General features: G+C 68.4%; 22 protein-coding genes. 3 read left to right on the top strand and 19 right to left on the bottom strand.

What is annotated here, in order from left to right; all coding sequences use genetic code 11:
• Window positions 1-204: 204 nt before the first annotated feature.
• The 5 genes from thrS to groES form a co-directional block, all read right to left on the bottom strand.
• Complete coding sequence (gene thrS, locus RN901_RS13990) at window positions 205-2,148, bottom strand: threonine--tRNA ligase (protein ID WP_310758916.1); 1,944 nt, start codon at window positions 2,146-2,148, stop codon at window positions 205-207.
• Between the two features lie 103 nt (window positions 2,149-2,251).
• A complete protein-coding gene (locus tag RN901_RS13985) occupies window positions 2,252-4,189 on the bottom strand; it encodes a hypothetical protein (protein ID WP_310758915.1) in 1,938 nt (645 codons plus the stop codon).
• A 153-nt stretch (window positions 4,190-4,342) separates the two neighbouring features.
• Window positions 4,343-6,238: a hypothetical protein gene (locus RN901_RS13980; RefSeq protein ID WP_310758914.1), complete on the bottom strand. Its 1,896-nt coding sequence runs from the start codon at window positions 6,236-6,238 to the stop codon at window positions 4,343-4,345.
• Between the two features lie 118 nt (window positions 6,239-6,356).
• Window positions 6,357-7,997, bottom strand: coding sequence for a chaperonin GroEL (groL, locus tag RN901_RS13975; RefSeq protein ID WP_310758913.1), 1,641 nt, complete (start codon window positions 7,995-7,997; stop codon window positions 6,357-6,359).
• 71 nt (window positions 7,998-8,068) lie between these two features.
• Window positions 8,069-8,377 (bottom strand): co-chaperone GroES, encoded by a 309-nt coding sequence (groES, locus tag RN901_RS13970; RefSeq protein WP_310758912.1) that lies wholly within the window; start codon window positions 8,375-8,377, stop codon window positions 8,069-8,071.
• A gap of 205 nt (window positions 8,378-8,582) precedes the next feature.
• On the opposite strand from groES, the gene RN901_RS13965 reads away from it, so the two are divergent.
• Window positions 8,583-8,801 carry a hypothetical protein gene (locus RN901_RS13965; RefSeq protein ID WP_310758911.1) on the top strand — a complete coding sequence of 73 codons (219 nt, stop codon included), beginning with the start codon at window positions 8,583-8,585 and terminating at the stop codon, window positions 8,799-8,801.
• Window positions 8,802-8,834: 33 nt separating this feature from the next.
• Here RN901_RS13965 and RN901_RS13960 read toward each other — a convergent pair whose 3' ends face one another.
• From RN901_RS13960 to secD, 9 genes are read right to left on the bottom strand one after another with little or no spacing between them, the layout of a single operon-like run.
• Window positions 8,835-9,614 carry a type III pantothenate kinase gene (locus RN901_RS13960; protein ID WP_310758910.1) on the bottom strand — a complete coding sequence of 260 codons (780 nt, stop codon included), beginning with the start codon at window positions 9,612-9,614 and terminating at the stop codon, window positions 8,835-8,837.
• A 4-nt stretch (window positions 9,615-9,618) separates the two neighbouring features.
• A complete protein-coding gene (locus RN901_RS13955; protein WP_310758909.1) occupies window positions 9,619-10,437 on the bottom strand; it encodes a biotin--[acetyl-CoA-carboxylase] ligase in 819 nt (272 codons plus the stop codon).
• Window positions 10,438-10,444: 7 nt separating this feature from the next.
• Window positions 10,445-11,245: an undecaprenyl-diphosphate phosphatase gene (locus RN901_RS13950; RefSeq protein WP_310758908.1), complete on the bottom strand. Its 801-nt coding sequence runs from the start codon at window positions 11,243-11,245 to the stop codon at window positions 10,445-10,447.
• Window positions 11,242-12,396, bottom strand: a complete 1,155-nt coding sequence (gene bshA, locus RN901_RS13945; RefSeq protein ID WP_310758907.1) for an N-acetyl-alpha-D-glucosaminyl L-malate synthase BshA — start codon at window positions 12,394-12,396, stop codon at window positions 11,242-11,244. Before bshA ends, RN901_RS13950 begins: the two co-directional genes overlap by 4 nt.
• A gap of 10 nt (window positions 12,397-12,406) precedes the next feature.
• Window positions 12,407-13,336, bottom strand: coding sequence for a tRNA (adenosine(37)-N6)-dimethylallyltransferase MiaA (miaA, locus tag RN901_RS13940; protein ID WP_310758906.1), 930 nt, complete (start codon window positions 13,334-13,336; stop codon window positions 12,407-12,409).
• Window positions 13,337-13,362: 26 nt separating this feature from the next.
• Window positions 13,363-15,156 (bottom strand): DNA mismatch repair endonuclease MutL, encoded by a 1,794-nt coding sequence (gene mutL, locus RN901_RS13935; protein ID WP_310758905.1) that lies wholly within the window; start codon window positions 15,154-15,156, stop codon window positions 13,363-13,365.
• Window positions 15,153-15,938, bottom strand: coding sequence for a TatD family hydrolase (locus RN901_RS13930; RefSeq protein ID WP_310758904.1), 786 nt, complete (start codon window positions 15,936-15,938; stop codon window positions 15,153-15,155). The genes mutL and RN901_RS13930 overlap by 4 nt, the downstream gene beginning before the upstream one ends.
• A 6-nt stretch (window positions 15,939-15,944) precedes the next feature.
• Window positions 15,945-16,877 carry a protein translocase subunit SecF gene (secF, locus tag RN901_RS13925; RefSeq protein ID WP_310758903.1) on the bottom strand — a complete coding sequence of 311 codons (933 nt, stop codon included), beginning with the start codon at window positions 16,875-16,877 and terminating at the stop codon, window positions 15,945-15,947.
• 12 nt (window positions 16,878-16,889) lie between these two features.
• Entirely contained in the window at window positions 16,890-18,587 is a 1,698-nt protein-coding gene (secD, locus tag RN901_RS13920; protein WP_310758902.1) for a protein translocase subunit SecD, read from the bottom strand.
• A 257-nt stretch (window positions 18,588-18,844) separates the two neighbouring features.
• Here secD and RN901_RS13915 point away from each other — a divergent pair, with 257 nt between their 5' ends.
• Window positions 18,845-20,395 (top strand): SLC13 family permease, encoded by a 1,551-nt coding sequence (locus tag RN901_RS13915; protein ID WP_310758901.1) that lies wholly within the window; start codon window positions 18,845-18,847, stop codon window positions 20,393-20,395.
• An 84-nt stretch (window positions 20,396-20,479) separates the two neighbouring features.
• Here the strand turns inward: RN901_RS13915 and RN901_RS13910 are convergent, their stop codons facing one another.
• On the bottom strand, window positions 20,480-21,304 hold the full coding sequence (locus RN901_RS13910) for a DUF4440 domain-containing protein (protein ID WP_310758900.1): 825 nt from the start codon (window positions 21,302-21,304) through the stop codon (window positions 20,480-20,482).
• 335 nt (window positions 21,305-21,639) lie between these two features.
• Here RN901_RS13910 and RN901_RS13905 point away from each other — a divergent pair, with 335 nt between their 5' ends.
• Complete coding sequence (locus RN901_RS13905) at window positions 21,640-24,165, top strand: zinc-dependent metalloprotease (RefSeq protein ID WP_310758899.1); 2,526 nt, start codon at window positions 21,640-21,642, stop codon at window positions 24,163-24,165.
• Window positions 24,166-24,196: 31 nt separating this feature from the next.
• Here the strand turns inward: RN901_RS13905 and RN901_RS13900 are convergent, their stop codons facing one another.
• From RN901_RS13900 to RN901_RS13885, 4 genes are all read right to left on the bottom strand, one after another.
• The gene (locus RN901_RS13900; RefSeq protein ID WP_310758898.1) at window positions 24,197-24,523 is read right to left on the bottom strand and encodes an Hsp20/alpha crystallin family protein; all 327 of its coding nucleotides are present in this window, start codon (window positions 24,521-24,523) and stop codon (window positions 24,197-24,199) included.
• 83 nt (window positions 24,524-24,606) lie between these two features.
• On the bottom strand, window positions 24,607-25,167 hold the full coding sequence (locus RN901_RS13895; protein WP_310758897.1) for a hypothetical protein: 561 nt from the start codon (window positions 25,165-25,167) through the stop codon (window positions 24,607-24,609).
• Window positions 25,154-25,579 (bottom strand): hypothetical protein, encoded by a 426-nt coding sequence (locus RN901_RS13890; protein WP_310758896.1) that lies wholly within the window; start codon window positions 25,577-25,579, stop codon window positions 25,154-25,156. Before RN901_RS13890 ends, RN901_RS13895 begins: the two co-directional genes overlap by 14 nt.
• Before the next feature lie 50 nt (window positions 25,580-25,629).
• The gene (locus tag RN901_RS13885) at window positions 25,630-26,961 is read right to left on the bottom strand and encodes a hypothetical protein (protein ID WP_310758895.1); all 1,332 of its coding nucleotides are present in this window, start codon (window positions 26,959-26,961) and stop codon (window positions 25,630-25,632) included.
• Between the last annotated feature and the right edge of the window lie 21 nt (window positions 26,962-26,982).

The following is a 26,982-nucleotide window of genomic DNA, read 5'->3' as shown; positions in this document are numbered from 1 at the left end:
TAAAAGAGCCCGGTTCGGCGACGGCCGACCGGGCACGAAGGCACGTCCCTCGGGGGGAGTGCGCCGTGGACACCGGCAGCAGCACGATTTCGTGCGCCGATAGGGTGGGGGCATCGCGGCCCCGCTTGTCAGTTTTTCAACGACCGGAAAGTGCCCCCGAGAGACCCGCCTGTCAACGACGACCGGCGGGCGAACCGGTAGACATCACGTTTCGAGGGACCGGGTTTCGACGCGATGACGGATCCGGGATACGAAGTCGTCGAGGGGGACGACCTCCTGCTTGCGCTCGGCGCCGCGGGCGCGGACGGCCACGGTGCCGGCTTCGATTTCGCGGTCTCCGACGACGAGCAGGTAGGGAACCTTCTGCAGTTCGCCGTCGCGGATCCGGTAACCCAGCGTGTCGGAGCGGGCGTCGAGTTCCGCGCGCAGGCTCTCGGCGGCGAGCCGGTCGCGGATATCGCCCGCGGCGGCGGCGTGCGCGTCCGTTATCGGGAGCACGCGGACCTGGACGGGCGCGAGCCATGGAGGGAACGCCCCGGCGAAGTGCTCGATGAGCACACCCGTGAAACGCTCCAGGGTGCCGAAGATGGCACGGTGGATCATCACGGGGCGGTGCGGCTTGTTGTTCGCCCCCATGTACTCGAGTTCGAAGCGGTCGGGCAGGTTGAAGTCGAGCTGGATCGTGGCGCCCTGCCATTCGCGCCCGATCGCGTCCTTGTACTTGATGTCGATCTTGGGACCGTAGAACGCGCCCCCGCCCTCGTCCATCTCGTATTCGAGCCCGCCGCGCTCCAGCGCGTCGCGCAACGCGCCTTCCGCCACATCCCACACCTCATCGCCGCCGATCCGCTTGTCCCCGTCCGGACGCGTCGAAAGATCGAACCGGTAGTCGAGGCCCAACGTCGTCATCACGGTGTCGACCAGTTTCAGACAGATGAAGATCTCGTCTTCGATCTGATCCGGGGTACAGAAGACGTGCCCGTCGTCCATCGTGAGCATGCGCACGCGCAGCAGCCCGTGCAGCGTCCCCGACCGTTCGTAGCGGTACACGTTCGCGACCTCGGACAGCCGCACCGGAAGATCGCGGTAGCTGCGGGGCGTCGCCGCGTAGATCGTGATATGCCCCGGACAGTTCATCGGCTTCACGCGGAACGCCTCGCCGTCCTCGTCCTCCATGCGGGGATACATGTTCTCCGCGTAGTTCGGGAGGTGTCCGGAGCGGCGGAAAAGCGCCTCGCTGGAGACGTGCGGCGTGTAGACGAACTCGTAGCCGTGCGCCTCCTGCAGGTCCTCGATCCAGCGCCTCAGCTCGAGCTGCACGCGGGCGCCTTTGGGGTGCCAGCACACGAGCCCCGGCCCGATCTCGTCCTGGATCGAGAACAGGTCCAACTCCCTGCCCAACTTCCGGTGATCGCGCTTGCGGGCCTCCTCGACGCGCGTGATGTACGCCTCGAGCGCCTCCCGGGAGTAGAAGGCCGTGCCATAGATGCGCTGGAGCATCTGCCGCGTCTCGTCGCCGCGCCAATAGGCCCCCGCGGCGCTGAGAAGCCGGAAATGGCGGATCTCGCCCGTGCGGGGGGCGTGCGGTCCCCGGCACAGGTCCAGGAAGGGCCCGTTCCGGTAGACCGAAATCGCTTCGCCCTCGGGGATCTCGTCCAGCCGCTCCAGCTTGAGCGGGTCGTCCGCGAACAGGGCCTTGGCTTCGTCGCGCGTGACCTCGCGGCGCTCGAACGGGTCGTCCGCCCCCGCGACCTCGGCCATCGTGCGCTCGATCGCTTCGAGGTCCTCCGGCGTGAAAGGCGCCGGAACCTCGAAGTCGTAGTAGAAGCCGTCGTCGATCGGAGGGCCGAAGCCGATCCCGGCCCCGGGAACCCGTTCGCGCACGGCGGTGGCGAGCGCGTGCGCCGCGGAGTGGCGGAGGACCCAGAGCGCGTCCGGGTCCTCGTCGCTGCGCGTCACGATCGCGACTTCCGCCCCATCCGGAAGGGCAGCCGAAAGATCCGTGAGCACGTCGTTCACGCGCGCGGCCACGGCGGCCCGGGCCAGTCCCGGACCGATCGCCGCGGCCAGGTCAGCGGCGTTCGAGCCGCGTGGCAGCCGCTTCGAGGAACCGTCGGGGAGCGTGATGGAAATCGGGGATTCGTTCATCGGCCTACCCGTCGATGCACGATTGTGCTGGACTCTCGGTGGACGCGGAAGCTAGGGTCGGGTGCGCAGATCGCCAAGCACCGGTTTGTCCGGGCCGGAGCGCTCAGCGCGTCCTCAGCACGGTGACCTGCGTCTGCGCGCGTCCGGGGAGGCTCGCCCCGGCCGGGTCCATGACTTCCACGATCAGGCCAGGCGTGGCGCCCGAACTCACGAGCGAGAAGTAGCGCCCCGTGGAGGAGTTCACGGTGAACTCGGTCGAACTGTTCGTCGATACATGCACGTTCACCCTCGACGGCGTGAGCGGGAAGGTGCGGGTGAACGGACAGCGGTCTCCGAGATTGGAGTCGCTCAGTTGTCGGAACAGCGCGGGGAGATTCCAGGTCTTCCACTGCATCCGGGGATCCGCGTCGGCCGGGGCGCGGTCGTCCGCGACGAGAGACGCGAGGTACAGCGAAAGGAGTTCCTCCCATTCCATCTCCACTCCGGCTACGGCCCGGAGCGTGCGCTCCACGTTGGTGATTCCCTTGAAGTGCGCGGGCCCGCCCGAAGCCAGGTACCGGAACAGTTCTTCTTCGCGGCTTCCGGGAAGCGCTCCCCCGCTCCCGGACGCCCCGAACTGGTCGCCGAGCCAGCGTGTGAACCCGTATGCGAAGCCACGGAAGGCAAGGGACTCCACTCCGCCGGGATCTTCGCCGGCCGCGTCGCCGAGCGCCGGGGCCGCCGCCGGACCGTCGGGATCCGGCGGACAGCCGCCCCGCAGGAAGCGGCCGAGGCGAATCTGGTTCACGATGTGGAAGTGGTTGTAGATGGAGAGCTGTTCCTCGCTCGCCGTGATCATGTCCAGATCGAGGTTGGCCCGGGTCCCGAGCCCCGCGGCCCGGAGGCCGGCGACCTCCTCGGCCAGGTGCGCCATGCCCTCATCGAGCCATGCGACTTCCCGGTCGCCGAAAATGTTCCCGCTCCCGAGCGTGACGCGCTGCTGGGTGTTGAGCAGGTGGGCGAACTCGTGCGCGACCGTGGACCGCGCGAGCGCGTTCGCGAAGCTGATACTGATGTCCGAGCCGTAGTCCTCGTCCGGATCCGGGCCGACGAGATAGAAGATCTCTCCTTCGTTCGAAGCCTCGCAGCTCGATCTTGACGTGAGATCGCGCGCGAGGAAGAAGCCGGCGACGACGCTCTCTTCTCCGGCCGGGGTGAGCTTGTTCACCTCGGCTGTGATGAGGGCGAAGACGGTCCCGTTGTTGTCGATGTCCGCGGGCTCGCCGAAGTAGGCGACGTCCACCGGATACACGACTTCGTCCAGCTGCCGGCCGATCGCCTCGAACTCGTCCGCAGAGAACCGGTCGCTGTCGGGCTGATCGTGGAACTGGAGGTCCTCCACGATGGTGAAGTACTCTCCCGCGTACCTGACCTCGCCCATGACGATCGTCGGGTTGCGGCAGTTCACGACCAGATCCGCGCCCACGCCGACTCTGAAGGATAGCGTGTCCCCGAGGTCCGGCGGCCGCAGCGCATCGGCCAGGTTCAGCGGATCGAGCCCCGGCGTTCGAGACCGTATGGGCTGCGCGCCGACCGCGGCGAGTTCCTGCAGGTCCCGCTCCCGAAGGACGCGTTCGCGTCCGAACCAGGACGCTCGACGGCGAAGGTCGCGGCTCGATTCTCCGCCCGTGGACGTGAGACGGGACGGGACGGACGGGGTCACGTTCCCGGAGGCGCGCTCCGCACGAACCCGTATACAGCCGTCCACGCTCTGGCCGGGCGCTTCGGAAGCGCTCTGCACGATGACCTGGTAGTCGCGGGGCGCCTCAGAGCCCGCCAGCCTGAAGGCGCGCACATCCGCGGTGTTGTCGAGCGTGACATGCTGGCCGGGGGTCAGGTCCAGCGTGACGGATACGGAGGGCGTGGCCGTCCCCCCGCACCCCGTGGCGAGCGGAGGAGGAGGGGGAGGCGGCGGATCCGTCGTGCCGCCACCGCAAGCCGCGAGCGTGAGACCGCAGATGGCGACGCGCGGGCCAAACGCCCCGCCGCACAGTCTCAGCATGCGTGTCTCACAGTCGATCTCCCTGGCAAGGTTCGTGCGTCGGCCGGCTCCCGGAGCCGGCCGGTCTCCTCCGGCGGCCAAGATACCCGCCCTTCACGATCCGTGCCCGAGGAGGCGGGCGAAGTCCTGCGCACCCTTCCATCCGCCGCGAGGTCAACGAGTCCGGAGCACGACGATGCGGACGGCTTCGGAAGAAGGGACGGCAAGCCCGGCCTGCGTCGTAAGCCTCAGACGGATCTCCGGGTGCGGCCCCTCGCTCTCAAGCTGGAAATAGTATCCCGTGGAGGCGGCGAGTTCGAAGTCGATGCGGGTATCCGTCCCCTCGGCGAGCGGAATGTCCATCGCCTGGAGCGGGAAGGCCCTCCCGAAGGGAGCCCGTCCCTCCAGTTCCCGGTGCAGGGCGGCGAACACATCGCGAAGGTGCAGCGTACTCATCTGCGTCGAGGAGGGGGCTCCGGGCAGATCGTCCGCGATCGGCGCAAGGGCCCAAGCCGCCAGCAGGTCGTCCCAGTGGCCAGGGGCACCGTGCGCCGACGCGACCCGTTCGATGTTCGCCACGCCTCGCGCGCGCCCGTCGCCCCCTCCCGCCAGGTCGTGGAAGATGGCCTCTTCCGCGGCTCCGCCGAGCCGTCCGCCGCCCTCCGTCGCGTACTGGTCCGCGAACCAGCGCATGAAGAGCCACCCGAAGCCCCGCATTGCGAGCGAGGAGATTCCGTCGGGATCCCGGGCATAGGCGTCGCCCAGCGCGGGGGTCCGGTCCGGTCCGAGCAGGTAGAACGCGGAGCGGCGGAAGTTCGGGAAGTGGAAAGTTCCGAAGATGCCGGAATGAGCGGTGAGTTCCGCGAACCCGTAGTTGCCTCCCGGGCTCAGGCCCACCGCCGACATCCCGACGAACGTCTCCGCCGAATGGGCCAGCGCCTCGCTCAACCAGGTTTCCTCGAGGGAGGCGAACGGGCCCGGGGCGAGCACGGTTCGGCGCTCGGCCGAAATGAGGTGCGCGAGTTCATGCGCGGCCACGCCGATCGCCCCGCTCGTCGCGAATTGGGCGAGGACGGGCCTGGAGAACCGGCCGTCGGGGTCGGCCGCGAGGAGGTAGAGGATCTCTCCGGCATTGGACGCCGGGCAGTCTTCGGGATCGGCGAGATCGGCCGGATTGAAGAACCCCAGGATCCTGGTGCTGCTGCCGCGGGGCGTGGTCCGGTTCACGGCGGGCGTGAACAGGATCCAGACGACCCCGTTTCCGTCGATATCCGCGTGCTCGCCGAAATACGCCGAGAGCACCGGGAGGACCAACCTTTCGAGCGCTCCAAGGAGGGCATCGTATCCGCCGGCGGGCACGACGCCGGCCCCTTCGACATCCTCCACGATCGCGAAGTTCGGGCCCACCGCGCGTACGACCGCGGTCACGTCGTGGATCCCGTCGCAGTCCACGTCCAGATTCGGATGCACGGCGTTGCTGAAGATCACCGTGTCGCCGAGGGAGGGGGGCGCCGGGGCGGTGGGGGCCGCGTTCGCGCGCACCATGCCGGGGCCGGGCGCCGCGGCGGCCGTCCGGCGAAGCGGGCGCGCGCCCAGTACGGCGCGGCGGGCATTCGCACGGAAGGCGAGTTCGGCCCGCGAGGCCTCCTCGAGGCCAGGCCCGTCTGCCCCGAGGCCGAACACGTCGGCCGGCAGCGCGCGGGCCGGAGCGGCGAGCGGAGGGACCCGCGCGGCCGCTGCCCCCCTCGCTTGCGCATCGAGCCTCAGGCGCGTCGTCGTCCCCGGCCTGCGCATGGCGCTCTGCACGACCAGCAGATACCGCGCCGAGGCGTTCCCCGCCCCGACCTCCAGGACCTGGACGCCCGCAGCCGGCAGTACGCACGTCTCCCCGGCGGCGAGCGACAGCGTGACGCGCGTCGCGCCCCGCCCCGCCACGGCGGGACAGAGATCTTCTTCAGGGCCCGTCGCATCCGCGCAGGCGAGCGGCGCCAGGGCAGCGATCCATAGCGTCGACCGCGCGGCGCCCGTGCGGGCCGTCCGAGGTCCGGAGTGAGTTCCGAGGTACCGCATCGCGGGACATCCTAACCGCGGGGGGTAGATGCGCGAAGGCCCGGCCGAAGCCGGGCCCTCCGCGCAACACCTGACGGCGGGGACGGCTCTCCGCCCCGCCGTGTCCGACAGCGGACGGCTAGTACATCCCGCCCATGCCGCCGCCCGGCATGCCGCCGGCGGCCGCCGCGGGATCCTCCGCCTCGGGCCGCTCCACCACGACTGCCTCGGTGGTGAGCAGCAGACCCGCGATCGAAGCCGCGTTCTGCAGCGCGGTACGCGTGACCTTGGTCGGGTCGATGACGCCCGCCTTCACCATGTCCTCGTACTCGCCCGTTGCGGCGTTGTAGCCGGTGTTCCGGCCATCGGCCTCACGGACCTTTTCGACGATGATCGAGCCCTCGGCTCCGGCGTTCGAGGCGATTGTGCGAACCGGCTCCTCGACCGCGCGGCGGACGATCTGGATCCCGATCGTCTCGTCGGCATCGGAGCCCTGGACGCCGTCCAGCGCCTGCTGGCTCCGCAGCAGCGCCACGCCGCCGCCGGGCACGATTCCCTCTTCGACGGCCGCGCGCGTCGCGTGCAGCGCGTCCTCGACGCGGGCCTTTTTCTCCTTCATCTCGGTCTCGGTCGCGGCGCCCACGTTGATGACCGCCACGCCGCCGGCCAGCTTCGCCAGCCGCTCCTGCAGCTTCTCGCGGTCGTAGTCGGACGTGGACTTGTCGATCGCGACCTTGATCTCGCTGATGCGGCCCTGGATCCGGTCCGCGTCACCGGCGCCGTCGACGACCGTCGTGTTGTCCTTGTCGATGACGATCCGCTTCGCCTGGCCGAGGTCGCCGACCACCGTGTTCTCGAGCTTGAAGCCGAGTTCCTCGGAGATCACCTGGCCACCCGTGAGGATCGCGATATCCTGCAGCATCTGCTTGCGCCGGTCGCCGAAGCCCGGAGCCTTCACGGCCGCGACCTTGAGCGTGCCGCGCAGCTTGTTGACGACGAGCGTGGCGAGCGCCTCGCCCTCGACATCTTCCGCCACGATCAGGAGAGGCTTGCCCATCTGGGCAACCTTCTCGAGGACCGGCAGCAGGTCCTTCATGGCCGAGATCTTCTTGTCGTGGATCAGGATGATCGGCTCGTCGAGGACGACCTCCATCTTGTCCGGATCCGTGACGAAGTACGGCGAGAGATAGCCGCGGTCGAACTGCATGCCGTCCACGGTCTCCAGCTCGGTCTCGAGGCCGCGGGCCTCCTCGACCGTGATGACGCCGTCCTTCCCGACCTTCTCCATCGCGTCGGCGATCAGTTCGCCGATCTCCTGGTCGCTGTTCGCCGAAATGGCCGCGACCTGGGCGATCTCCGTCTTCCCGGAGGTTTCGACCGAAATCGAATGGAGGTTCGCGACGATCGCTTCGACGGACTTGTCGATGCCGCGCTTGAGCGCCATCGGGTTCGCGCCCGCGGTCACGCTCTTGAGGCCCTCGGTGAAGATCGACTGCGCGAGCACCGTCGCCGTCGTCGTGCCGTCGCCCGCCGCGTCGGACGTCTTCGTCGCGACTTCCTTCACCATCTTCGCGCCGAGATCCTCGACCGGGTCATCCAGCTCGACTTCCTTCGCCACCGTCACGCCGTCCTTCGTGATCGTCGGGCTGCCGAACTTCTTCTCAAGGACCACGTTCCTCCCCTTGGGGCCGAGCGTGACCTTGACCGCGCGCGCGAGCTTGTCCACGCCCGCCTTCAGGCGCTGCCGTGCCGCGGTATCGAATTCAAGATCCTTCGCCATTTCGTCTCCTTCGCCCGGTTATTCGGGCGCATCAGTCAACGGGTTTGACCCGCCGTCTCCCGCTTCAGCGGCTAGAGGACGGCCAGAACGTCGCTTTCCTTCACGATCAGGTAGTCATCGCCATCCAGCGAAACCTCGGTCCCGGCGTACTTGCCGTAGAGGACCCGGTCTCCGGCCTTGACTTCCATCGGGATGCGTGCGCCGTCGTCGTTCATGCGGCCGGGACCCACGGCGACGACGGTGCCCTGCTGCGGCTTCTCCTTCGCGGTGTCCGGAATGTACAGACCACCGCGCATCTCCTCGGTCTCTTCGAGCGGCGCGACGACGATGCGGTCGGCCATGGGGGAGATGTTCAGTTTCGTGTTCGAGGCGGTTGCCATCTGCCTGTCCCTCCTTGGACCTTCGGTGTTGGGTGATCCTTCCGATGAAAGCCGCGAGGGATCCCGCGGCTGTTAGCACTCTGGGGCATCGAGTGCTAAGGCGAGCCGAAGATATGCGGGTGCACCGTTCCGATCAAGAGGCGCAGGGGTTATGAAACCCGCCCCGTATACCTATCGTAGGAACGGGCCAGAAAGGGAGGTCGACATGTTTCGTGCAGCCGTAGTGCTGGTGGCCGCGGGCGCGGTGGGTCTGTGGGTGACGGGGATCCTCTTTTCCCTCGTCCTGCCCCTCGTGTGGATGGCCGTGAAGGTCGCGATCTTCGTCGCGATCTTCTATCTGGTCGTGCGGATGATCAATCCGGAGTTCGCGAACAAGATGAAGGAGAAGTGCTGCGGAGGCGCCGCTTTCTTCCGCGGGTCCTGAACCTGGCGGGGGGACGCTGGCGGCCCGTGGCAGCTAGCCTTCGGAGCCGGCCGGCGGTCCGAACAGGTATCGATCCGCGATCGCCAGGCCGGTGATCGTCAGCGCCGGCTCGATGCGGTCCACGGTACGGCAGTGAGGCCCGACGACCCGCGCGAGCCCGCCCGTGGCGACGACGAGCGGCTCGCATTCCCATTCCTCGCCGATCCGCGCCACGATGCCGTCGATCCCCTCCACGACCGAGTAGAACCCACCGCTCAGTAGACAGTCCTGCGTGTTGCGGCCGATGACCCGGGCCGGCTTCTCCACATGAATCTGCGGGAGTTGCGCCGTCGCGCGCGCGAGCTGCTCCGTGCCGGCTGTCGGGCCGGGCGCGATGACGCCGCCCACGAAGACGCCATCGGCCGTAATGCAATCGAACGTCGTCGCCGTTCCAAGATCCACGACGATGGTGTCGCGCTCGTAGAGTTCCGCCGCGGCAAGCGTGTTCGCGATGCGGTCTGCGCCGACTTCGAGGGGGTGGTCGACGTCCAGCCGCACGGGAATGGGAGAGCCGCCGGTGAGGAAGCGCAGCGGGGCGTCGAGCGTCTCGCCCACCGCCAGCCACACGCGGTGCAGCGCGGGCACGACGGAAGCGACGACGATCCGCTCCGGAGCCCGCAGTTCCCGGGCCCCGAGAAGTCCCCGGAGCTGGAGGCCGATCTCGTCCGCCGTGCGACGGCGGTCCGTCGCGATCCGCCACGTGTGCACGGGGGTGAGATCCTCGAACCACCCGAGGACGGATTCGGTATTCCCGATGTCTACGGTGAGGAGCATGAGATCAGCTTCCGCCAAGAGCGATGGAGCCCGCGACGACGCGGCGCAGGGCACCCCCGCGCGGACGCAGCAGGAGGGCGCCGTCCGGGGCGATCCCGGCCGCGAGGCCGATGGCGGGTTCGCGATCCGAGAGCCGGTGCTCGACCCACCGGTTCTTCAACCAGTCGAGACGGTCCAGCTCATCGAGGGACGCCGCATCGAGCGACGTCGGCACGCGCGGGAGCCGGCGCTCGAGTCCCGCCACGACCGCGTCCGCGACGTCGACGAGACGCGCCGGACCCACGCAGTCGGCGAGGGTCACCGCTCCGTTGACGTCCTCCGGCAACCGGCCGGCTTCGACGTTGATGCCGACACCGATCACGAGAAACACGTCCTTGTCGCCGTCACGGGTCGTCTCCGCCAGGATGCCGCCGAGCTTCCGCTCCCGCGCCATGAGGTCGTTGGGCCACTTCACGGCCGAGCCGAGGCCGGGGAAGCGCCGATTCAGTTCGCGCGCGAGATCGACGCCGGCCACGACCGTCACGAGCGGCGGGACCGAGACCGCGCGCGGGCGAAACACCATGCTCAGATAGAGGCCGGCCCCCGCCGGAGACATCCAGCTCCGGCCCGCCCTTCCCCGCCCGGCCGTCTGCTCGTGACAGAGCACGATCGTGCCGGACGGCGCCCCGGCTTCCGCCAGTTCGCGAGCGAGATCGTTCGTCGAAGGGATGCGGTCGAAGGCGAAGACCGACTCCCGGTCCCAGTGCTCACGCAGCGCGGCGACGGGCTCCCCGGCCCAGCCTTCTGCCTCTTCTGCGAGCATCGTCGCTCCGACGTCAGTCATTCAACGGTCATCCGCGAAGCGCCGGCCAGATCGCGGCCGCGGCCAGGTATCCCCCGCCGACGAGCCAGCAGTACCAGGCGAAGCGGTGAAATACACGCCGTTCCAACATCCGCAGGAAGATACGAATGGCAAGGACCCCTGACAGGGCCGAAGCCGCGAAGGCGACCGCGAGCGGTAGCATTCCGACCGCGAGTCCGGCCTCCCCGAGATTCGGCGCCTGCAGCACGGCCGCCCCTCCGATCGCCGGGATGGAGAGGAGAAAGGAGAACTCGGCCGCGCGGCGAGGCTCGACCCCGGCGGCGGTCGCCGCAGCCACGGTGCTCCCCGAACGCGAAATACCGGGCAGGATCGCGCACGCCTGCGCCACGCCGATCGCCAGCGCTCCGCCGGTCGTCGGCCGGGCCCGCGTGCCCCGCCGGGACAGGCGCCGGATGGACCAGACGAGGGCACCGGTGACAAGCAGCATCGCCGCCGCGAGCACGGGTCGCTCGAACGTGGGCTCCAGCGTACTCCGCAGGCCGACCCCGACGGCGGCGGCCGGCAGCGTGGCCGCGGCCAGGAGTCCGACATCCCCGATACTCCGGCGATCCCCCGAACACACCCCCCGAATCAGTGCCGCGAGGCGCCCGCGATAGACCCAGCACACGGCGCACAGCGTCGCGACGTGCACGGTGACCTCGAACACGACGCCGGGGAGTTCGATCCCGAACAGCGCCTGCCCGAGGACGAGATGCCCGGAACTCGACACGGGCAGGAACTCGGTGAGGCCCTGGACCACGCCGAGGACGAAGGCTTCGAACGGGTTCACTCCGTCCGAACCCCGGGGCCGTCCCCGTCAGCGAGGACCCCGCGGTAGAGCGACTCGTAGCGGGGGACGATGCGGTCGATCGTGAAGCGCTCGAGGGCTCGCTGCCGCGACGCGCGCGAGAACGTGTCCCAGCGCGGCTCATCGCTCAGCAGCGAGATCGCCGATGTCGCCATGGCGTCCACCGCTCCGACCGGATGGAGGTAGCCGGTCACGCCGTGCTCCACGACCTCGTCGAGGCCCGTCCCCGAGGACCCCACCACGGGAACGCCCGAAGCCTGGGCTTCCAGCGCCACCAGACCGAAGGACTCCTGCTCGCTCGGAAGCAGGAAGAGATCGGCGCTGGCGAGGAGTTCGGCGACGGAGTCGATCTTGCCGAGGAAAACGACACGCTCCGCAATGCCCCGGTCGGCGGCGATCTCCGCGGCGCGCTGACGCTCCGGACCGTCCCCCACGAGGATGAGGCGAGCGGGTACGGCATGCTGGATCCGTGCGAACATCTCCATGAGATCCGGGATCCGCTTGACCGCCCGGAAATTCGAGATGTGCATCACGACCTTCTCGCCGGCCCGCGCGAGCCGGTGCCGGCCCCGGTAGCGCTCGCGGTCGTAGATCTTCGGATCGACGAAGTTCGGGATGACCTCGATCGCGCAGCGGCTGCAGTCGAAGTCGCGATGCGTCCGCTCGCGGAGCCACTCGGAGACGGCGGTGAGCCGGTCGGACTTCTCGATCGAGAAGCGGGTGATCGACCAGTACGACGGGTCCTGGCCCACAAGCGTGATGTCCGTGCCGTGCAGCGTCGTCACGAGCTTCACGTCGCGGCCTCCGTCCCGGAGCATGTCGCGTGCGATCCAACCGGCCGTGGCGTGCGGGATCGCGTAGTGCACGTGGAGAAGGTCGAGTTCCTCTCGCCGCGCCACTTCGTGCATCGTGACGGCGAGCGCGAGCGAGTAGGGGGGATACTCGAACAGGGGGTAACGATTGACCTCGACTTCGTGGAAGTAGACGCCATCGATGAAGTGGATGAGACGGAACGGCTGCGCATAGGAGATGAAGTGTACCTCGTGCCCCCTGCGGGCGAGGCCGAGCCCCAGCTCGGTGGCGATCGCCCCGGAGCCTCCGTACGTCGGATAGCACGTGATCCCGATCTTCATCGTCCCGTCTTCATCCTGATTCGCGCCAGTCGGTTGCGATGCGGCGCGCAAGTTGCCCCGGTGTCGTCGACTCGTCCAGCGCCTGAAGCACGACAGCGTTCTCCGGGACCTGGTGCCGGAACCATGTCCGCTGCCGACGGGCGTAGCGCCAGGTAGCCCTCGACACGCGATCGATCGTCTCGTCGACACCGGCCTCGCCCCGGACCAGCGCCGCGACGTCCGCGTAGCCCAGCGCGTCGAAGGCGCGTGATCCGTCGAGGCCGCACGCCAGGAGATCGCGGACCTCCTCCCGCCACGCGCCACCCCGGATCAGCGCCTCGGCGCGACGCGCAATCCGTTCGCGGAGCAGCGGCGCGGGCCACTCGAGCACATAGGTCGCGGTTCGCAGCGGTGGACGCTCGGCCGGGGCACGTGTCATCCAGCGAGTGAGCGGCTCGCCGGTCAGGAGCGCCAGTTCCACCGTGCGCGCCGCCCGCTGTCGGTCGAGCGGGCGGTGTCGCGCCGCCAGCACCGGATCGAGCCGGGTCGCGCAGCGCAGGAGTTCCTCGCGTTCGAGCCGATTCAGCCAGGCGCCTAGCGCCGCACGGCGCGCCGGGTCGAGCGGAGGCTCCTCGAACATCGGGTGCGTGAGCGCACGCAGGAACAGCCCGGTCCCGCCGGCGAGGATGGGGACCCGCCCCCGGGCCCGGATCTCGGAGAGCCAGCGCGTCGCCAGACGGGCGAAGCGACCCGCGCCGTAGCGTTCCTGCGGGTCGAGAAAGCCGACGCCGTGGTGCGGCGCAGCGGCGAGTTGGTCGGCGGAGGGCGCCGCGGTCCCGATGACGAAGCCGCGGTACGCCTGGCGGCTGTCCATGGAGATGATCTCGCCATCCAGCCGGCGCGCGACCTCGATGGCGACGGACGTCTTACCCGAGGCGGTGGGCCCCGCGATGGCCGGCACGGGTGAACGTCCCACGGGTGCGGCGGCTACCCGCGGCCGAACCGCCGGTCGAGCTCCTCGACGCTCAGGCGCACGATCGTCGGGCGGCCGTGGACATCGTGTCCGGGCAGCGGGGTCGCGAACAGCCGGTCGAACAGTTCCCTCGCCTCTTCCGGGGAGAGGTGCTCGCCCGCCTTGATGGCTCCCTTGCACGCCATGCTCATCGCGAGACGCTCGTGCTGGCTGCGCGCCGTGTTCACGAGCGGGGAGCCATCCGCCAGTTCCCGCACCATCTCGCGCAGGCAGCGCTCGGCGTCGAACCGGGCGTGGGGCTGCGGGGCCGCCGTCAGGATCCAGGTCCGCTCGCCGAACGGCTCCAGCTCGAAGCCCTGCCGGGCGAGCAATCCGGTAAGGTCCTCCAGCGCCTCCGCCTCCGGAGGCGAGAACTGGAGGGTGACGGGAAAGAGGAGCGCCTGGGAGGTACCGCCTCCCGCTTCGAACCGCGCCATGATCTCCTCGTAGAGCACCCGCTCGTGCGCCGCGTGCTGGTCGACGATGAGAAGTCCCTCGCGCGTGGCGGCCAGAATGTAACGGTCGTGGAGTTGCCACAGCTCCGGGCCGGCGAACGGCGCCTCCGCCTCGGCCCCCGGCCCGCCCGCGCCGGCTTCGCCCCCCGACTCGATGGGCCCGCCGGCGTCGTCCCGTCCGGAGACGAAGAGCGCGAACTGCGGCATCTCCGCCGGCGGCTCGCCGACGGGTTTCGCGGCGCGGCCGCGCGAGGGCGCTCGATGGCCCCGCTCCGGATCGGGCGTATCGCCGGAGACTCCCAGCGGCTTCGTCGAATCGAGCCGCGCCAGCGCGGCGCGCACCGCCTCGCGAACGGCCGTCTCGACGCTCTCGCGGTCGCGGAAACGCACCTCCGCCTTGGCCGGATGGACGTTGACATCCACGGACGCGGGCGGCGTCTCGATCCGCAGGAAAAGACTCGGCCGAAGGCCCTCGACGACCGTCGTCCGGAACGCCTCATCCACCTGGCGCAGGAGAGCGGGATCCCGGAAGGGACGTCCGTTCACGAAGGTGTAGCGGCGCCCTCCCCTCGCGCGCGCCGCGTCGGGGCGCTGGACGAAGCCTCGGACTCGCACGGGGCCGCCCGCATCTTCGACGGGAATGAGCGTAGGGGCGACGTCTCCCCAGAGCTGGCCGATCCGCTCGAGCCAGTCCCGCACCGGGGCGAGATCCATGGAGGCGCGGCGATTCGACTCGAGCCGAAAGCCGACGGCGGGGTTCGCAAGCGCGAGGAGCACGAGCGCTTCACCCGCAGCCCGCGTCTCGGCGGCCGAACTCCTGAGGAACTTCGCGCGCGCCGGGAGATCGTGGAACAGCGCGCGGACCGTCACGGTCGTGCCGCGTCGGCGCGGCACGTCGTCGACGCTGCGGATGCGCCCGAAGTCGACCCTCGCCCGCACGCCTTCTTCGGGGCTCAGCGCCGTGTGCAACTCGAATCGACTGACCGCCGCGATGGAAGGCAGCGCCTCGCCGCGGAAGCCGAAGGAGCGGACGCTCCGCAGATCATCCACGCTCCGGATCTTGCTCGTCGCGTGCCGGTCCAGGGCGAGCACGGCGTCCTCGCGATTCATCCCGCTCCCGTCGTCCGAGACCCGGATCTCGGTCTTCCCCCCGTTGCGGAGCGCGACCTCGACGCGCCGCGCTCCCGCATCGACCGCGTTCTCGGCGAGTTCCTTGACGACGGAGGCGGGACGCTCCACAACCTCACCTGCCGCGATCTGGTTCGCGACATGGTCGGGCAGGATCTGCACGCCACCCGCCCCCGGGCGGTTCACGCCGCGTCCCGCAGGCCGTAGAAGCGGCAGGCGTTCTCCGCCGTGAGCGCCGCAGCTTCCTCGAAAGACACGCCGCGTACCTCCGCCAGTCGCTCGCAGGTGTGCGTGAGGTAGGCGGGCTCGTTTCGGCGCCCGCGGCGGGGGACGGGCGCGAGGTAGGGCGCGTCCGTCTCGATGAGGAGCCGGTCGGCCGGTACGGCCAGGGCCCACTCGGTCAGCTCGGGGACGAACGTGATGAGGCCCGAAAAGGAGACGTACCAGTCCGAATCCAGGGCGGCGTGGAGGAGTGCTTCGCCTCCCGTGAAGCAGTGCAGCACTCCCGTGGCGCCGTCGCCGTACTCCCTCACCCGCTCCGCCGTCTCGGCCTCCGCCGAGCGGGAATGGACGACGATCGGCAGACCGAGCCGGGCCGCCATTCCGAGGTGGGCCTCGAAGTTCCCCAGCTGCGCCGGCCGGGCCGCATTGTCGTAATGGAAATCCAAACCCGTCTCCCCGATCGCGACGACTTCAGGGGCTTCGGCGATGCGCGCGATCTCGCCCATGACGGAGGCCGAGGTCCGGTCCGCCGCATGGGGATGGAGTCCGGCCGTCGCCCACAGCCCGGGCGTCCGCGCGGCCAGCGCCACGGCCTTCTCCGCGTCCTCGGGATCCGAGGCGACCGTGACCATGCGGCTCACGCCCCGCCCCCGGGCCCGGTCCACCACCTCATCCAGGTCGGATGCGAAGCGGGCGGCCGTCAGATGAAGGTGCGAATCGAACAGCGTCGTCCCGGTTCCGGCCACCCTTGGCTAGGTGCGGGCGGCGATCGCGGCGCGCTTGCGCGCCCGGTCGTGAATCTCGACGAGAACGGGAGACGCCACGAAGATCGAGGAATACGTCCCGATGAGCACGCCGATGATGAGCACGCCCGCGAAGGGCCGAATCACGGCGCCCCCGATGACGACCAGCGAAAGCAGCGCGATCAGTGTCGTGCCGCTTGTGAGGACCGTGCGGGGCAGCGTCTCGTTCAGGCTGCGGTTGAGCGTGACGTCGTACGCTTCCTTCCGCTTCTTGCGGAGATTCTCCCGCACGCGGTCGAAGACGACGATCGTGTCGTTGAGCGAATAGCCGATGATCGTGAGAATCGCGGCGACCGTGGCGAGGTTGATCTCGATGTCGAACAGCGAGATGAACCCGAACGTGATCAGCATGTCGTGCACCGTCGCGATGACGGCGGCCACGCCGAACCGCCACTCGAAGCGGAAGGCGAGGTAGATCAGGGTCAGGAGGAAGGACAGCAGCACGGCGATGACCGCGGTGCGCTGGAACTCGTCGCCCACCTTGGCGCTCAACGTATCGCCGCGCGCGATCTCGAAGCTCCCGGCGGAGTACTGCGTCTCGAGGCTCGTCCTGATCTGGTCCCGGATCGCGTTCTGGTCCTCGTCCTCGCCGACGGGCACCCGCAGCAGGAAGTCGTACGTCTCCGCTCCGACCGTCCGCAGCTGCTGAATCTGGACGCCCGTCGTGCCCCCGGCCGTCAAGGCGTCGCGGATCTGGCCCACGTCGGTCGTCTGAGAGAACTGGACCTCGAGCAGGACGCCGCCCGTGAACTCCACGCCGGTCCGCAGCCCGCCGCGAAAGATGATCGACAGGAGGCCGATCGTGATGATCGCGGCCGACGCGAAGTACGCCGGCCGGCGCATGGAAAGGAACTTGTAGTTCGCGTTCTGGAAGACCCTCATGTGACTTCGTTCCTATATGCTCACGGACTCCCGGGAGCCGCGTCGGTTCAGGTACATGATGAAGAGCGTCCGCGTCACGTAGATCGCGGAGAAGAACGACGCGAGGATCCCGATGCAGAGCGTCACCGCGAAGCCCCGCACCGCGCCGGTCCCGAACTGGAAGAGGATGATCCCGGTGATGAGCGTCGTGAGGTTCGCGTCCACGATCGCCGACAGGGCGTTGCCGAATCCCGCGTCCACCGCCGTGCGCGGCGTCTTCCCCGCCGCGAGTTCCTCGCGCACCCGTTCGAAGATGAGGACGTTCGCATCCACCGCCATTCCGATGGAGAGGATGAGTCCCGCGATGCCCGGCAGGGTGAGCGTCGCGTCGAGGCCGGCCAGGCCGCCCAGCATGAAGATGACGTACGTGAGCAGCGCCCCGACGGCGAGTATTCCCGCCGCCCGGTAGTAGATCATCATGACGATGATCACGCCGACGATCCCGATGATGAAGGCGGTGCGGCCCTGCCGGATGGAATCTTCGCCGAGCGAGGCGCTCACGTTGCGCTCCTCGACGACCTCGATCGGCATGGGCAGCGCGCCGGCCCGAAGGACGAGCGCGAGTTCCTGCGCCTCCTGGAAAGACGCGCCGGGGGTGAGTTCGATCTGGGCGCGCCGGCTCAGGACGCTGCGAATGACGGCGTAGCTCTGGACCCGGTCGTCGAGGACGATGGCCATGTTCTCGCCGATGTTGCGCGCCGTGCCGCGCTCGAAGACCCGCGAGCCGCGCCGCGTCGTCTCGAAGGGAACGATCGGCTGGTTGAAGGTCGGGTCGCGGTTCGCCGGGCCCGCGTCCTGAAGCATGTCGCCCGTGATGAGCGGCTCCGCCTCGAGCACGTAGAGCGGCACGTAGGATCCGGCGCCCGCCCCGACCTGCTCCACGCCCCAGTGAAGCGTGACGCCCCTGGGGATCGCTTCCCGGACGGCCTCGAGTTCCAGCCACGCCGCCGCGGTGGGCTGATCCTCCTGCGGCACGAGGTACTCGCCGAGGATCCGTCCCTGTCCGAGCAAGGCCGAGAGTGGCCGCGCGGTGGCCTCATCCACCGCGTCCGCCATCTCCTCTTCGGTCGCGAGGGAGTCGGCGGCCGGATCCCCCTCTTCGGCAGGATCCCCGCCTTCGGCTGCGCCCTCTTCGTTGGGAGGGTCCTCCGCCCCTGCGGAATCGGCGGCGCCACCGAGGATGTCGCTCAGGTCGACCTCCGGCTCGGTCTCCAGCGTCGTGACCTGGAGGTTCTCGATTCCGACCTCGTTCACGATCGCGCGGTCGATCCGCTCCAGGGCGTCCATGAAGTCCTGACCGTCCGTGACGATCTTGAACTCCATGAACGCGGTCTCGGTGGCGATCCGCTTCGCCTGCTCCGGGTCGTCGACCCCCGCGAGTTCGATGATGATGCGGTTGCCCGAGCGCTGGATCGTCGGCTCGCGAACGCCGAACTCGTCGATCCGGTTCCGAATCGTCGTGAGCGTGCGCTCGACCGCGTCGTCGAGATCCTGACCGCTCAGGGCGTTCTCCGGGTCGTAGATCTCGACCGCGAGGTGCATGCCGCCCTGCAAATCCAGTCCGAGCTTGAGCGGCCAGACCCGCTCGGACTCGCCCGTGACTTCGTCCACGATGGTCTCGGGCACCAGGGCGAAGCCGCAAATGGCTACCAGAACGGCGATCCAGATCAATCGCCATCGTACCGAACCGAACATCTAGATTGTCACCGTTCTTCGTGGGTTTCGTGATCGCGGCCCGCGGCGGGGCACGAGCGACCCCGGCCAAGCGGCCCGTGGCAAAGGGACGCAAAGCTAGCCCAGCGGCCCGTGAGAGGAAACTACGCGGCGTCTCGCGCCGGATGGTACGTTCCTCCGCCGCGGCGCGCCATCTCGGACGGCGCTTTGCCACGGCCCGCTAAACTCGGGGCCCTGAGCCGGCGAGGAAGTTCATGGCACAACACCGTTCGGAGAACAGATCCGGGACGCGCTCGCGCGGCCAACGCATCGGACTGTGGCTCGGACCGCTCCTCTTCCTGCTGATGCTGCTGGTCGACCTCGAGCCGGGACGGCCGGAGGTCACGCGCATGGCCGCGGTGGCGATCCTCATGGCCACATGGTGGATCACCGACGCGATTCCGCTCTTCGCGACCGCGCTGCTCCCGCTTCTCCTGTTCCCGATCCTCGGGATCGAACGGACCGGGGAGACGGCGCCCATCTACTTCAACAGCACGATCGTTCTCTTCCTCGGCGGCTTCATGATCGCGCTCACGATGGAGAAGTGGGACGTACACCGGCGGATCGCCCTCTGGGTCATCCGTGCGGTGGGCGGCGGCCCCGCCCGCATCGTGCTCGGCTTCATGCTCGCGGCGGCCTTCCTCTCCATGTGGATCTCGAACACGGCGACCGCGATCATGATGGTCCCGGTCGGACTGGCCGTCATCCTGCGCATGGAAGAGCAGTTCGGGCACGGCCGCACACGCGCCTTCTCTGTGTCCATCATGCTGGGGATCGCGTACGCCTGCTCCGCCGGCGGGATCGCGACGCTGGTCGGCACGCCGCCGAACCTCTCCCTCCAGCGAATCTTCGCCATCACCTTTCCGGACGCCCCGCACATCTCCTTCGGCGTGTGGTTCGTCATGGCGCTGCCGATCGCGGTACTCATGCTGATCTTCGCGTGGATCCTGATCACGCGGGTCTTCTTCCGCGTGCCCGAGGAGGTCACCGTCGACCGCGACGTCGTGGAGTCCGAGATGCGGAAGCTCGGCCCCGTGGCCTTCGAGGAGCGGGCGATCCTCGCGGTCTTCGCCACGACGGCCCTGCTGTGGGTATTCCGCGCGCCGATCGAGATCGGCCGGTTCACGATCCCCGGCTGGTCCTCCCTCCTGCCCTACGGTCACCTGGTCGACGACGGAACCGTCGCGATCACGATGGCCTGCATTCTCTTTCTCGTCCCGACGAGGTCACCGGGCGCGGAGTCCGCCACGATCATGGGACCCGGCGTGGTGCGGCGGCTTCCATGGAATATCGTGCTGCTGTTCGGGGGAGGCTTCGCCCTCGCGCACGGCTTCCAGACCACGGGGCTGGCGCGGTTCGTCGGAGAGGGGTTCAGCGGGCTGTCGACGGTGCCGCCGCTCGTTCTGATCTTCGTCATCTGCCTCGCGATGACGTTCCTCACCGAACTCACCTCGAACACGGCGACGACGGAGATGGTGCTCCCGATCTTCGCGGCCGTGGCCGTCGCGACCGGCGTTCACCCCCTCCTGCTGATGGTCCCGGCGACGCTCTCCGCCTCGTGCGCCTTCATGATGCCGGTGGCGACACCGCCCAACGCCGTGGTGTTCGGGAGCAACCGGGTGAGGATCGCGGAGATGGCGCGGGCGGGCCTCTTCCTCAACCTCATTGGAGCGGTCGTGATCACGCTGATCTTCTACGCCGTGGGGCCACTGCTGTTCGGGATCGAACCGGGCGTCCTGCCGGACTGGGCGCACCCGGGCTCGTAGGCAGGAACTCACGGCCGGGGGAGCCGGACGGGCGGGATGCCGGTCGGGTCGCCCGCCGAGGCGACCCGACCGGTATGAAGGCGGCTACATCCCCTGGTGGGCGCCCATCAGGAACCAGTGCAGCATCAGGCTCCCGTCCTCGCCTCGCGAATAGAGCGCCGCGTAGTGCCCGCCGCCGGCACCATCCGCGCTTTCGGTGCCGTAGGTGCCGACGCCTACCGCGTGCCCCTCGTCCAGGTCGTGGGCGGACCAAGCCGACATTCCGCTGAACGTGACGCCGGCGTCGAACAGCGCCTGCAGCCCCTCCTCGACGGCCGCGCGGCCCTCGCGGGCCCGCTCACCGGGCAGCATGGCGACCGCGTCCTCGGTGAACGTGTTCGCGACCATGGAGGCGTGCCCCATGTTGTGGTGCGTCACGAAGTAGTCGCCGCTCGCCTGGATGAGGTCACCGCCCATCCCTTCCGGCATGTCCATCATCGCGCCGGCCGACATGGTCTGATCGGGCGTGTCGAGATTGGCCACCATCCCCTTCAGCGCCCACTCTCCGTCCATGTTCTCGGCCACGGCCATGTAGTAGCCGGAGTTGCGCGCGTCCCCGCCGGTCAGCACGTAGTGTCCGCGCGCCACGATCTGGTCGCCGAACGCCATCGCCGCGCCGGGGTGGATCGCGACCTCCGAACCCCCCGCGTCCATCCGCGACTGGAGGCCCTCGCCGATCGCTTCCCTCCCGTAGAGCATGGCCCCGGAGCTACCCCAGAGGACTCCGTCCTCGGCGAACTTGCTCGCGACCATGCTGCCGTGACCCATGTTGTAGTGGGTCTGCCAATAGTCCGTGATCGTCGCCATCGCCGCATCGGCATCGGGCATGGCGGGGGCGTCGTCCATTGCCTCCGTCATATCCTCCGTCATCGCGGCCTCTTCCGTCTCCGCCCCGCCGCAAGCGATGGTGATAGCCAAGGCAAAGGGAGCCAGGGTGCGGATGCGCATCGGGACACCTCCTTCGAAATAAGACGTCGCACGCCCCGCACGCGTGCCTTTCACCGCGGGGATCGTCGACGAGACAAGGCGTAACTGCTGGAAGGTTAGGCGTTTCAAGGCGGATCCGTCAATGCGGCGGCCGCGCGGATGGGCCGCCGCCGATGGACCGCCCCGGTTGGCCCGCCATTCCACCCCCGCTTACGTTGGGCGCCCGGGTCGACACACGGGACCCGTCCACACCATCTCCGAACCGGGAAGCCAACAGCATGGTCAAGATCGTGCGCAACACACGCCCTCTCTTCCTCATCCTTTCGCTCTCGCTACTCGTCGTGGCCACGGGCTGCATCCGGCCGTTCGCCCGGCCGGCTCCCGGCCCGTCCGCCTCGGGCGGCGGCGGACCCGGCGCCCGCGGCGGCGGTGGGGATGACGACGACGGGCCGGAGCCTTATTCCGAGGTCGTCACGGAGGAAGCGGTCACGGACTCGGGGATGGTCCACGTCCACCGGGTGGACGACAAGTGGCTGTTCGAGATTCCGGAGGAGATTCTGGGACGCGAGATCCTGCTCGTGAGCCGGCTGGCGTCGGTTCCCGAGGGGATGGGGTACGGCGGGCAGAAGGCGAATACGCAGGTCCTTCGCTGGGAGAAGAACGGGCCGGACGACGAGCGGATCTTCCTCCGCGTCGTGAGACACACGAACGTGGCGGACGAGGCCCTTCCGGTGGCGCGGGCCGTGCGGGGCGCGAACTTCGAGCCGATCCTGCGGGCCTTCGACATCGAGGCACTGAACGACGACTCGACGAGCGTCGTCATCGACGCCACGCCGCTGTTCGAGTCCGACATCCCCATGCTCGGGCTGAGCCAGTCCCGCCGCGACGCGTACCGCGTGCGCTCGCTGGACTCGAACCGTACCTACGTCGACTGGATCAAGAGCTTCCCCCGCAACGTCGAAGTGCGGCATGTCCTCACCTACAACGCGCAGACGCCTCCGTCGAACGCGAGCACGAACTCGATCTCGATGGAGATGAACCAGTCGATGGTCCTGCTCCCGGACGAACCCATGGAGCCGCGCGTTTTCGACGAGCGGGTGGGCTTCTTCAACGTGAGCCAGGTGGACTACGGCCGCAGCGACCAGAAGGTCGTCACGCGCACCTACGTGACGCGGTGGCGGCTCGAGCCGAGCGACACCGCGGCCTTCCGGCGCGGCGAACTCGTCGACCCGGTCAAACCCATCATCTACTACCTGGACCCCGCCACGCCGGAGAAGTGGAGACCGTACCTCATCCAGGGGATCGAGGACTGGCAGGAGGCCTTCGAGGCGGCGGGGTTCAGTAACGCGATCCAGGGGCGGATGCCGCCCTCTTTCGAGGAGGACCCCGAGTTCAGTCCGGAAGACGTACGGTATTCCGTGATCCGCTGGCTCCCCTCACAGGTCCAGAATGCGTCCGGACCGCATGTCCACGACCCGCGGACGGGAGAGATCCTCGAGAGCGACATCCAGTGGTATCACAACGTCGCGAACCTGCTGCGGAACTGGTACCTGATCCAGACGGCGGCCGTGAATCCGGCGGCGCGGCGCGCGCTCTTCGATGAAGAAGTGATGGGTCGGCTGATCCGCTTCGTCGCCGCGCACGAAGTCGGACACACGATCGGACTCCAGCACAACATGAAGTCGAGTTCCGCCTTCCCCGTGGATTCGCTGCGGGCCCCCGGCTTCGTGTGCCGTGAGGGGGTCGCGCCATCGATCATGGACTACGCGCGCTTCAACTACGTCGCGCAGCCGGAGGACGAAGGCGCGTGCGTGGATCCGCGGATCGGCGAGTACGACCGCTTCGCGATCAACTGGGGCTACCGCCCGATCCTCGATGCGGACGCGGACGAGGAGCGCCCGACGCTCGACGCGTGGATCCGGGAGGTCGAGGACGACCCGGTCTATGCTTTCGGCAGTTCGACGCCGATCGACCCGAGCGCCCAGACGGAGGCCGTCGGCTCCGACGCGATGGAGGCGAGCGATCTCGGGATCGAGAACCTGAAACGGATCCTCCCCCGACTCGTCGAGTGGAGCGGCGCGGGGCGCGAGGGGGAGAACTACGAGGAGTTGGCGGAACTCTACAACAACCTCATCGGCCAGTGGAACCGCTACATGGGCCACGTCGGGACCGTGGTCGGCGGGGTGACGCGGACGCGGAAGCGGATCGGGCAGGAGGGAGCCGTCTACGAGTTCGTGGACGAAGCCACACAGCGGCGGGCGATGGACTTCTTTGCACGGCAGGCCTTCGACCCGCCGACCTGGATGATCGACGAGAATGTCCTCTCGAAGATCGAGAACCCGTCAACGGTCGACCGCATGCGTGGCATCCAGGTGCGTGTTGTGAACCTGATCCTCGACCCCGGCCGCATGCAGCGGCTGATCGAGGCGGAAGCCCGCAACGGGGGTGACCACTACAGCCTCGGTGAACTGTTCGAGGATCTGCGCGGCTCGATCTGGGGAGAGCTGGAGACCGGCGCTTCGATCGGCGTCTACCGGCGCAACCTCCAGCGCGGATACCTGGAGCGGCTCGAATACCTGATGACGCAGGAACTCTCGCTCCCCTTCTTCTTCTTCGGCGGCCTCTCCGACTTCTTCACTTCGGTGGACGTGTCGCAGTCGGACATTCGGGCCTTCGTGCGGGGTGAACTCCACGGGCTTCAGGACGCGATCGAACGCGCCCTCCGACGGCGCCTCGACCGCACGACGGAACTGCACCTTCGGGACGCCCTCGCCAGGATCGACGATATCCTCAACCCCGACTGAGCCGGCGGGGAGAACGGCTGCCGCGCGACGACTACTTCGCGCCGCCGACCGTCACGCGGTGCGGCTTCGCCTCCGGCGACTTCGGCAGCTCGACCGTGAGCACACCGGCGTTCAGGTGCGCCGCAACGCTTTCGCCGCGAATGGAGGCCGGAAGCGAGAAGCTGCGCGTGAACCGTTCGTTCCGTCGCTCGCGCACGTGGTAGGTGCGACCCTTCTCTTCTCCCTCCTCCGCTCGCGCCCCGGAGATCGTGAGCACGCCGCGATCCACGGTGATGTCGATCTCGGCTTCGTTGAATCCCGGAAGCTCGAGTTCGAGACCGTATCCCTCCTCGGTCTCGTACAGATCCGCGGCCGCCACGGCACGGCTCGAGCGATCGAGGTCCAGGAGGTTCGTGCGGCTGGGCGGGCGTGACCTGGCCGATTATGCCAAATCGGCAGACCCTACGGTCTCAGCCCCAGGAAAGAGGGCAGCACGCGCCCGAACCATCGTCCGATCGAACTCACGGGTACGGAAACGCCCACCACGGTGGAGGTCTGCGGCGGGTCCGTGCTCGGCGCGTCGCCGGCGTCGCCTCCGCCGACCCCCGCCGCGGCGGCAGCGAGGGCCGCCGTTCCCGCCACGATCCCGGCCCCGAGCAGAACACTCTTCGTCGTCGAGAATTCGCGCACTTCGATGCTGGCGACGCCATCCCGGGCCACGCGAAGCGTGTCGTACTGCACGACGTCCTGGAACAACCCGAGAACATGCCGCGTGGTCGCTTCGAACTCGATCGTATCTCCCACGCTGATGATCTTCCCCTCGACCGCGACCGTCCCGGGAGGCGAGTTGGGATCGACGATCGCCGACTGGATCGGCACGCGCAGTCTCGCCACGGTACCCACGGGCGCGTCTTCGGCGAGCCGGTAGGAGTAGCACCCGGAGGCCGTGAGCACGACGCACAGAAGGGCGGCGAGTCGATGCCGCGGCGCTCGGCCGGCCCGTGGAGCGTCAGAATTCGACATCGAGATCTCTCGTCAGGAGCTGGTTGAACGAGTAGACGAAGTGCCAGGGGTCATCAGGGAATATCCCGCCGGTTTCGTTGAGGAGACCGCGGTCGTCCACGTTCACGATGACCTGGACGGCAAGAGTATCCCCATCCAGCGACTCCACCTGGACGAACCACCGCCGGTCGATGGAGATATCCATCGCTCTCTGGAAGGGGATCTCGTGAATGACCGTGTCCGACCGAACCACCTGTACCCGCGTCACGCCGAACTCGTTGAGGCCGGCCACGAACTGCGTGGAGTAGATCGCCCTGACCCGGCCGCCCGCCTCGCCCCGCATCTCGAAATAGATGTTCTCGGGCGCCGGGTCATCGAAAATCTCCGAGCACCCGCCAAGGGCGATCGCGGCCAGCAGGAACGGCAGTCCCATAAAGGGGGTGGCAGAGGCGGCGGGTGCGAACCGCCGCCTCTGCCCTGAAGTCAACCTCCGCAACCCAGTCCGTTCAGATGGCAGTTCGCCCGCAGTTCGATGATCGAAATCGGGAGCATCGTGCCCGGCGCCGCGGACGCGGCGGCGGCGCCCTGCCACTTGGGATCCTTGATTCCCCACCTGTACATGTCCGCCAGGCGCAGGCCCTGCAGCATCACGTTCACCCGCCGCGTGTGCTGGAGCATCTCCATCTCGGAGATCTGACCCGAGTACGGCGTCAGGCCGTCCAGCGCGCGGATGTGATTGATGTGCATGGCGAAGCCGTTGGAATCCCCGCCCGCCAACGCGTTCTCGGCCAGAATCAGGTGCATCATCCGGGCCGAGGCGACCGTCAAGGGTGGATAGATCCCGCCCTTGTCGAGATAGCTGCCGCCCTTCCACTGATTCAGCCACTTGATGACGGCCGGATCGTCGACGTTGTCGATGGGATCCTGGAGTGCGATGCCGTTGATGTCGTTCTGGTCGTCGACCGTGGCGATCGAAAGGTCGATCTGGTTCTCCTTACGGTCGTTGACCCAGCCCGCCATCGAGTTGGACCTGCTGGCACTCGAGAATGTCAGGTTGTACGTCCAGTCCGGCTGGACGCTCGCCAGGACCGCACTCGCGTCCGAACCGGCCTCGGCGGAGGCCGCGAGACCGTTCCCGGATGGCGACGGGTTGATCACGTCCCATATCGCGCGTGACTGTCTGGCGCGAGCGCGGAGAGCCCTGGCCTGCGTCGCCATGTCCGTGGCCCCCACCTCCATGAAGCCGGAGATGGCCGAGGAGAGGCGGTCGATCGCACCATCCAGGACCTGACTCATGTTGGCCGGTCCGACCGGAGGTCCGCTCTCCGTCTTGTCCGAGAACGCGAAGTCCTCCTGGATCTCCCCGATCACCATGTAGATGATGCCGGAGTACAGGTACGCGCGCGCCAGGTCGGTCCTGATCGCGGTGGATGGGTTGTTGCTGAGGTGCTCCTGGACGATTTCGATGGCTTCGTCGCTCATCCACCGGGCCTGTCCCATGGCCGGGAACGGGCCATCGATGAACTCGTTCAGCGGATCATCCACGAATCCGAGATCGAGCGAGAGCCAGGCATCCCTGGAGCCGATCCAGCGCATCTCGTCGGACGCCACCAGGTACGGCTGCCAGGACTGGGACACGGAAGACGACACGAGCGTGAGCGTTCCGTTCACGACGGCGGCCGCGGCGGCCTCCTGGCGGATGTCCTCCTCGACCAGGTCGTTGGGATTGTTGACGTCCAGCAGGTCGCCGCACCCAAGCGTGAAAGCGGCCAGAAGAGGCGCGGCCAACCAGGCCTTCATGTTTCGATTCCTCATGGTATGGTTCTCCCGCTTGGA

The organism is Candidatus Palauibacter soopunensis (genome assembly GCF_947581735.1).
Lineage (GTDB): Bacteria > Gemmatimonadota > Gemmatimonadetes > Palauibacterales > Palauibacteraceae > Palauibacter > Palauibacter soopunensis.
This window is presented reverse-complemented; position numbering and strand designations above follow the sequence as displayed.

Coding starts and splice junctions, on each gene's coding strand:
- thrS (WP_310758916.1), bottom strand. CDS start 2,148: ATGAACGAATCCCCGATTTCCATCACGCTCCCCGACGGTTCCTCGAAG.
- RN901_RS13985 (WP_310758915.1), bottom strand. CDS start 4,189: ATGCTGAGACTGTGCGGCGGGGCGTTTGGCCCGCGCGTCGCCATCTGC.
- RN901_RS13980 (WP_310758914.1), bottom strand. CDS start 6,238: ATGCGGTACCTCGGAACTCACTCCGGACCTCGGACGGCCCGCACGGGC.
- groL (WP_310758913.1), bottom strand. CDS start 7,997: ATGGCGAAGGATCTTGAATTCGATACCGCGGCACGGCAGCGCCTGAAG.
- groES (WP_310758912.1), bottom strand. CDS start 8,377: ATGGCAACCGCCTCGAACACGAAACTGAACATCTCCCCCATGGCCGAC.
- RN901_RS13965 (WP_310758911.1), top strand. CDS start 8,583: ATGTTTCGTGCAGCCGTAGTGCTGGTGGCCGCGGGCGCGGTGGGTCTG.
- RN901_RS13960 (WP_310758910.1), bottom strand. CDS start 9,614: ATGCTCCTCACCGTAGACATCGGGAATACCGAATCCGTCCTCGGGTGG.
- RN901_RS13955 (WP_310758909.1), bottom strand. CDS start 10,437: ATGACTGACGTCGGAGCGACGATGCTCGCAGAAGAGGCAGAAGGCTGG.
- bshA (WP_310758907.1), bottom strand. CDS start 12,396: ATGAAGATCGGGATCACGTGCTATCCGACGTACGGAGGCTCCGGGGCG.
- secF (WP_310758903.1), bottom strand. CDS start 16,877: ATGAGGGTCTTCCAGAACGCGAACTACAAGTTCCTTTCCATGCGCCGG.
- RN901_RS13915 (WP_310758901.1), top strand. CDS start 18,845: ATGGCACAACACCGTTCGGAGAACAGATCCGGGACGCGCTCGCGCGGC.
- RN901_RS13910 (WP_310758900.1), bottom strand. CDS start 21,304: ATGACGGAGGATATGACGGAGGCAATGGACGACGCCCCCGCCATGCCC.
- RN901_RS13905 (WP_310758899.1), top strand. CDS start 21,640: ATGGTCAAGATCGTGCGCAACACACGCCCTCTCTTCCTCATCCTTTCG.
- RN901_RS13895 (WP_310758897.1), bottom strand. CDS start 25,167: ATGTCGAATTCTGACGCTCCACGGGCCGGCCGAGCGCCGCGGCATCGA.
- RN901_RS13890 (WP_310758896.1), bottom strand. CDS start 25,579: ATGGGACTGCCGTTCCTGCTGGCCGCGATCGCCCTTGGCGGGTGCTCG.
- RN901_RS13885 (WP_310758895.1), bottom strand. CDS start 26,961: ATGAGGAATCGAAACATGAAGGCCTGGTTGGCCGCGCCTCTTCTGGCC.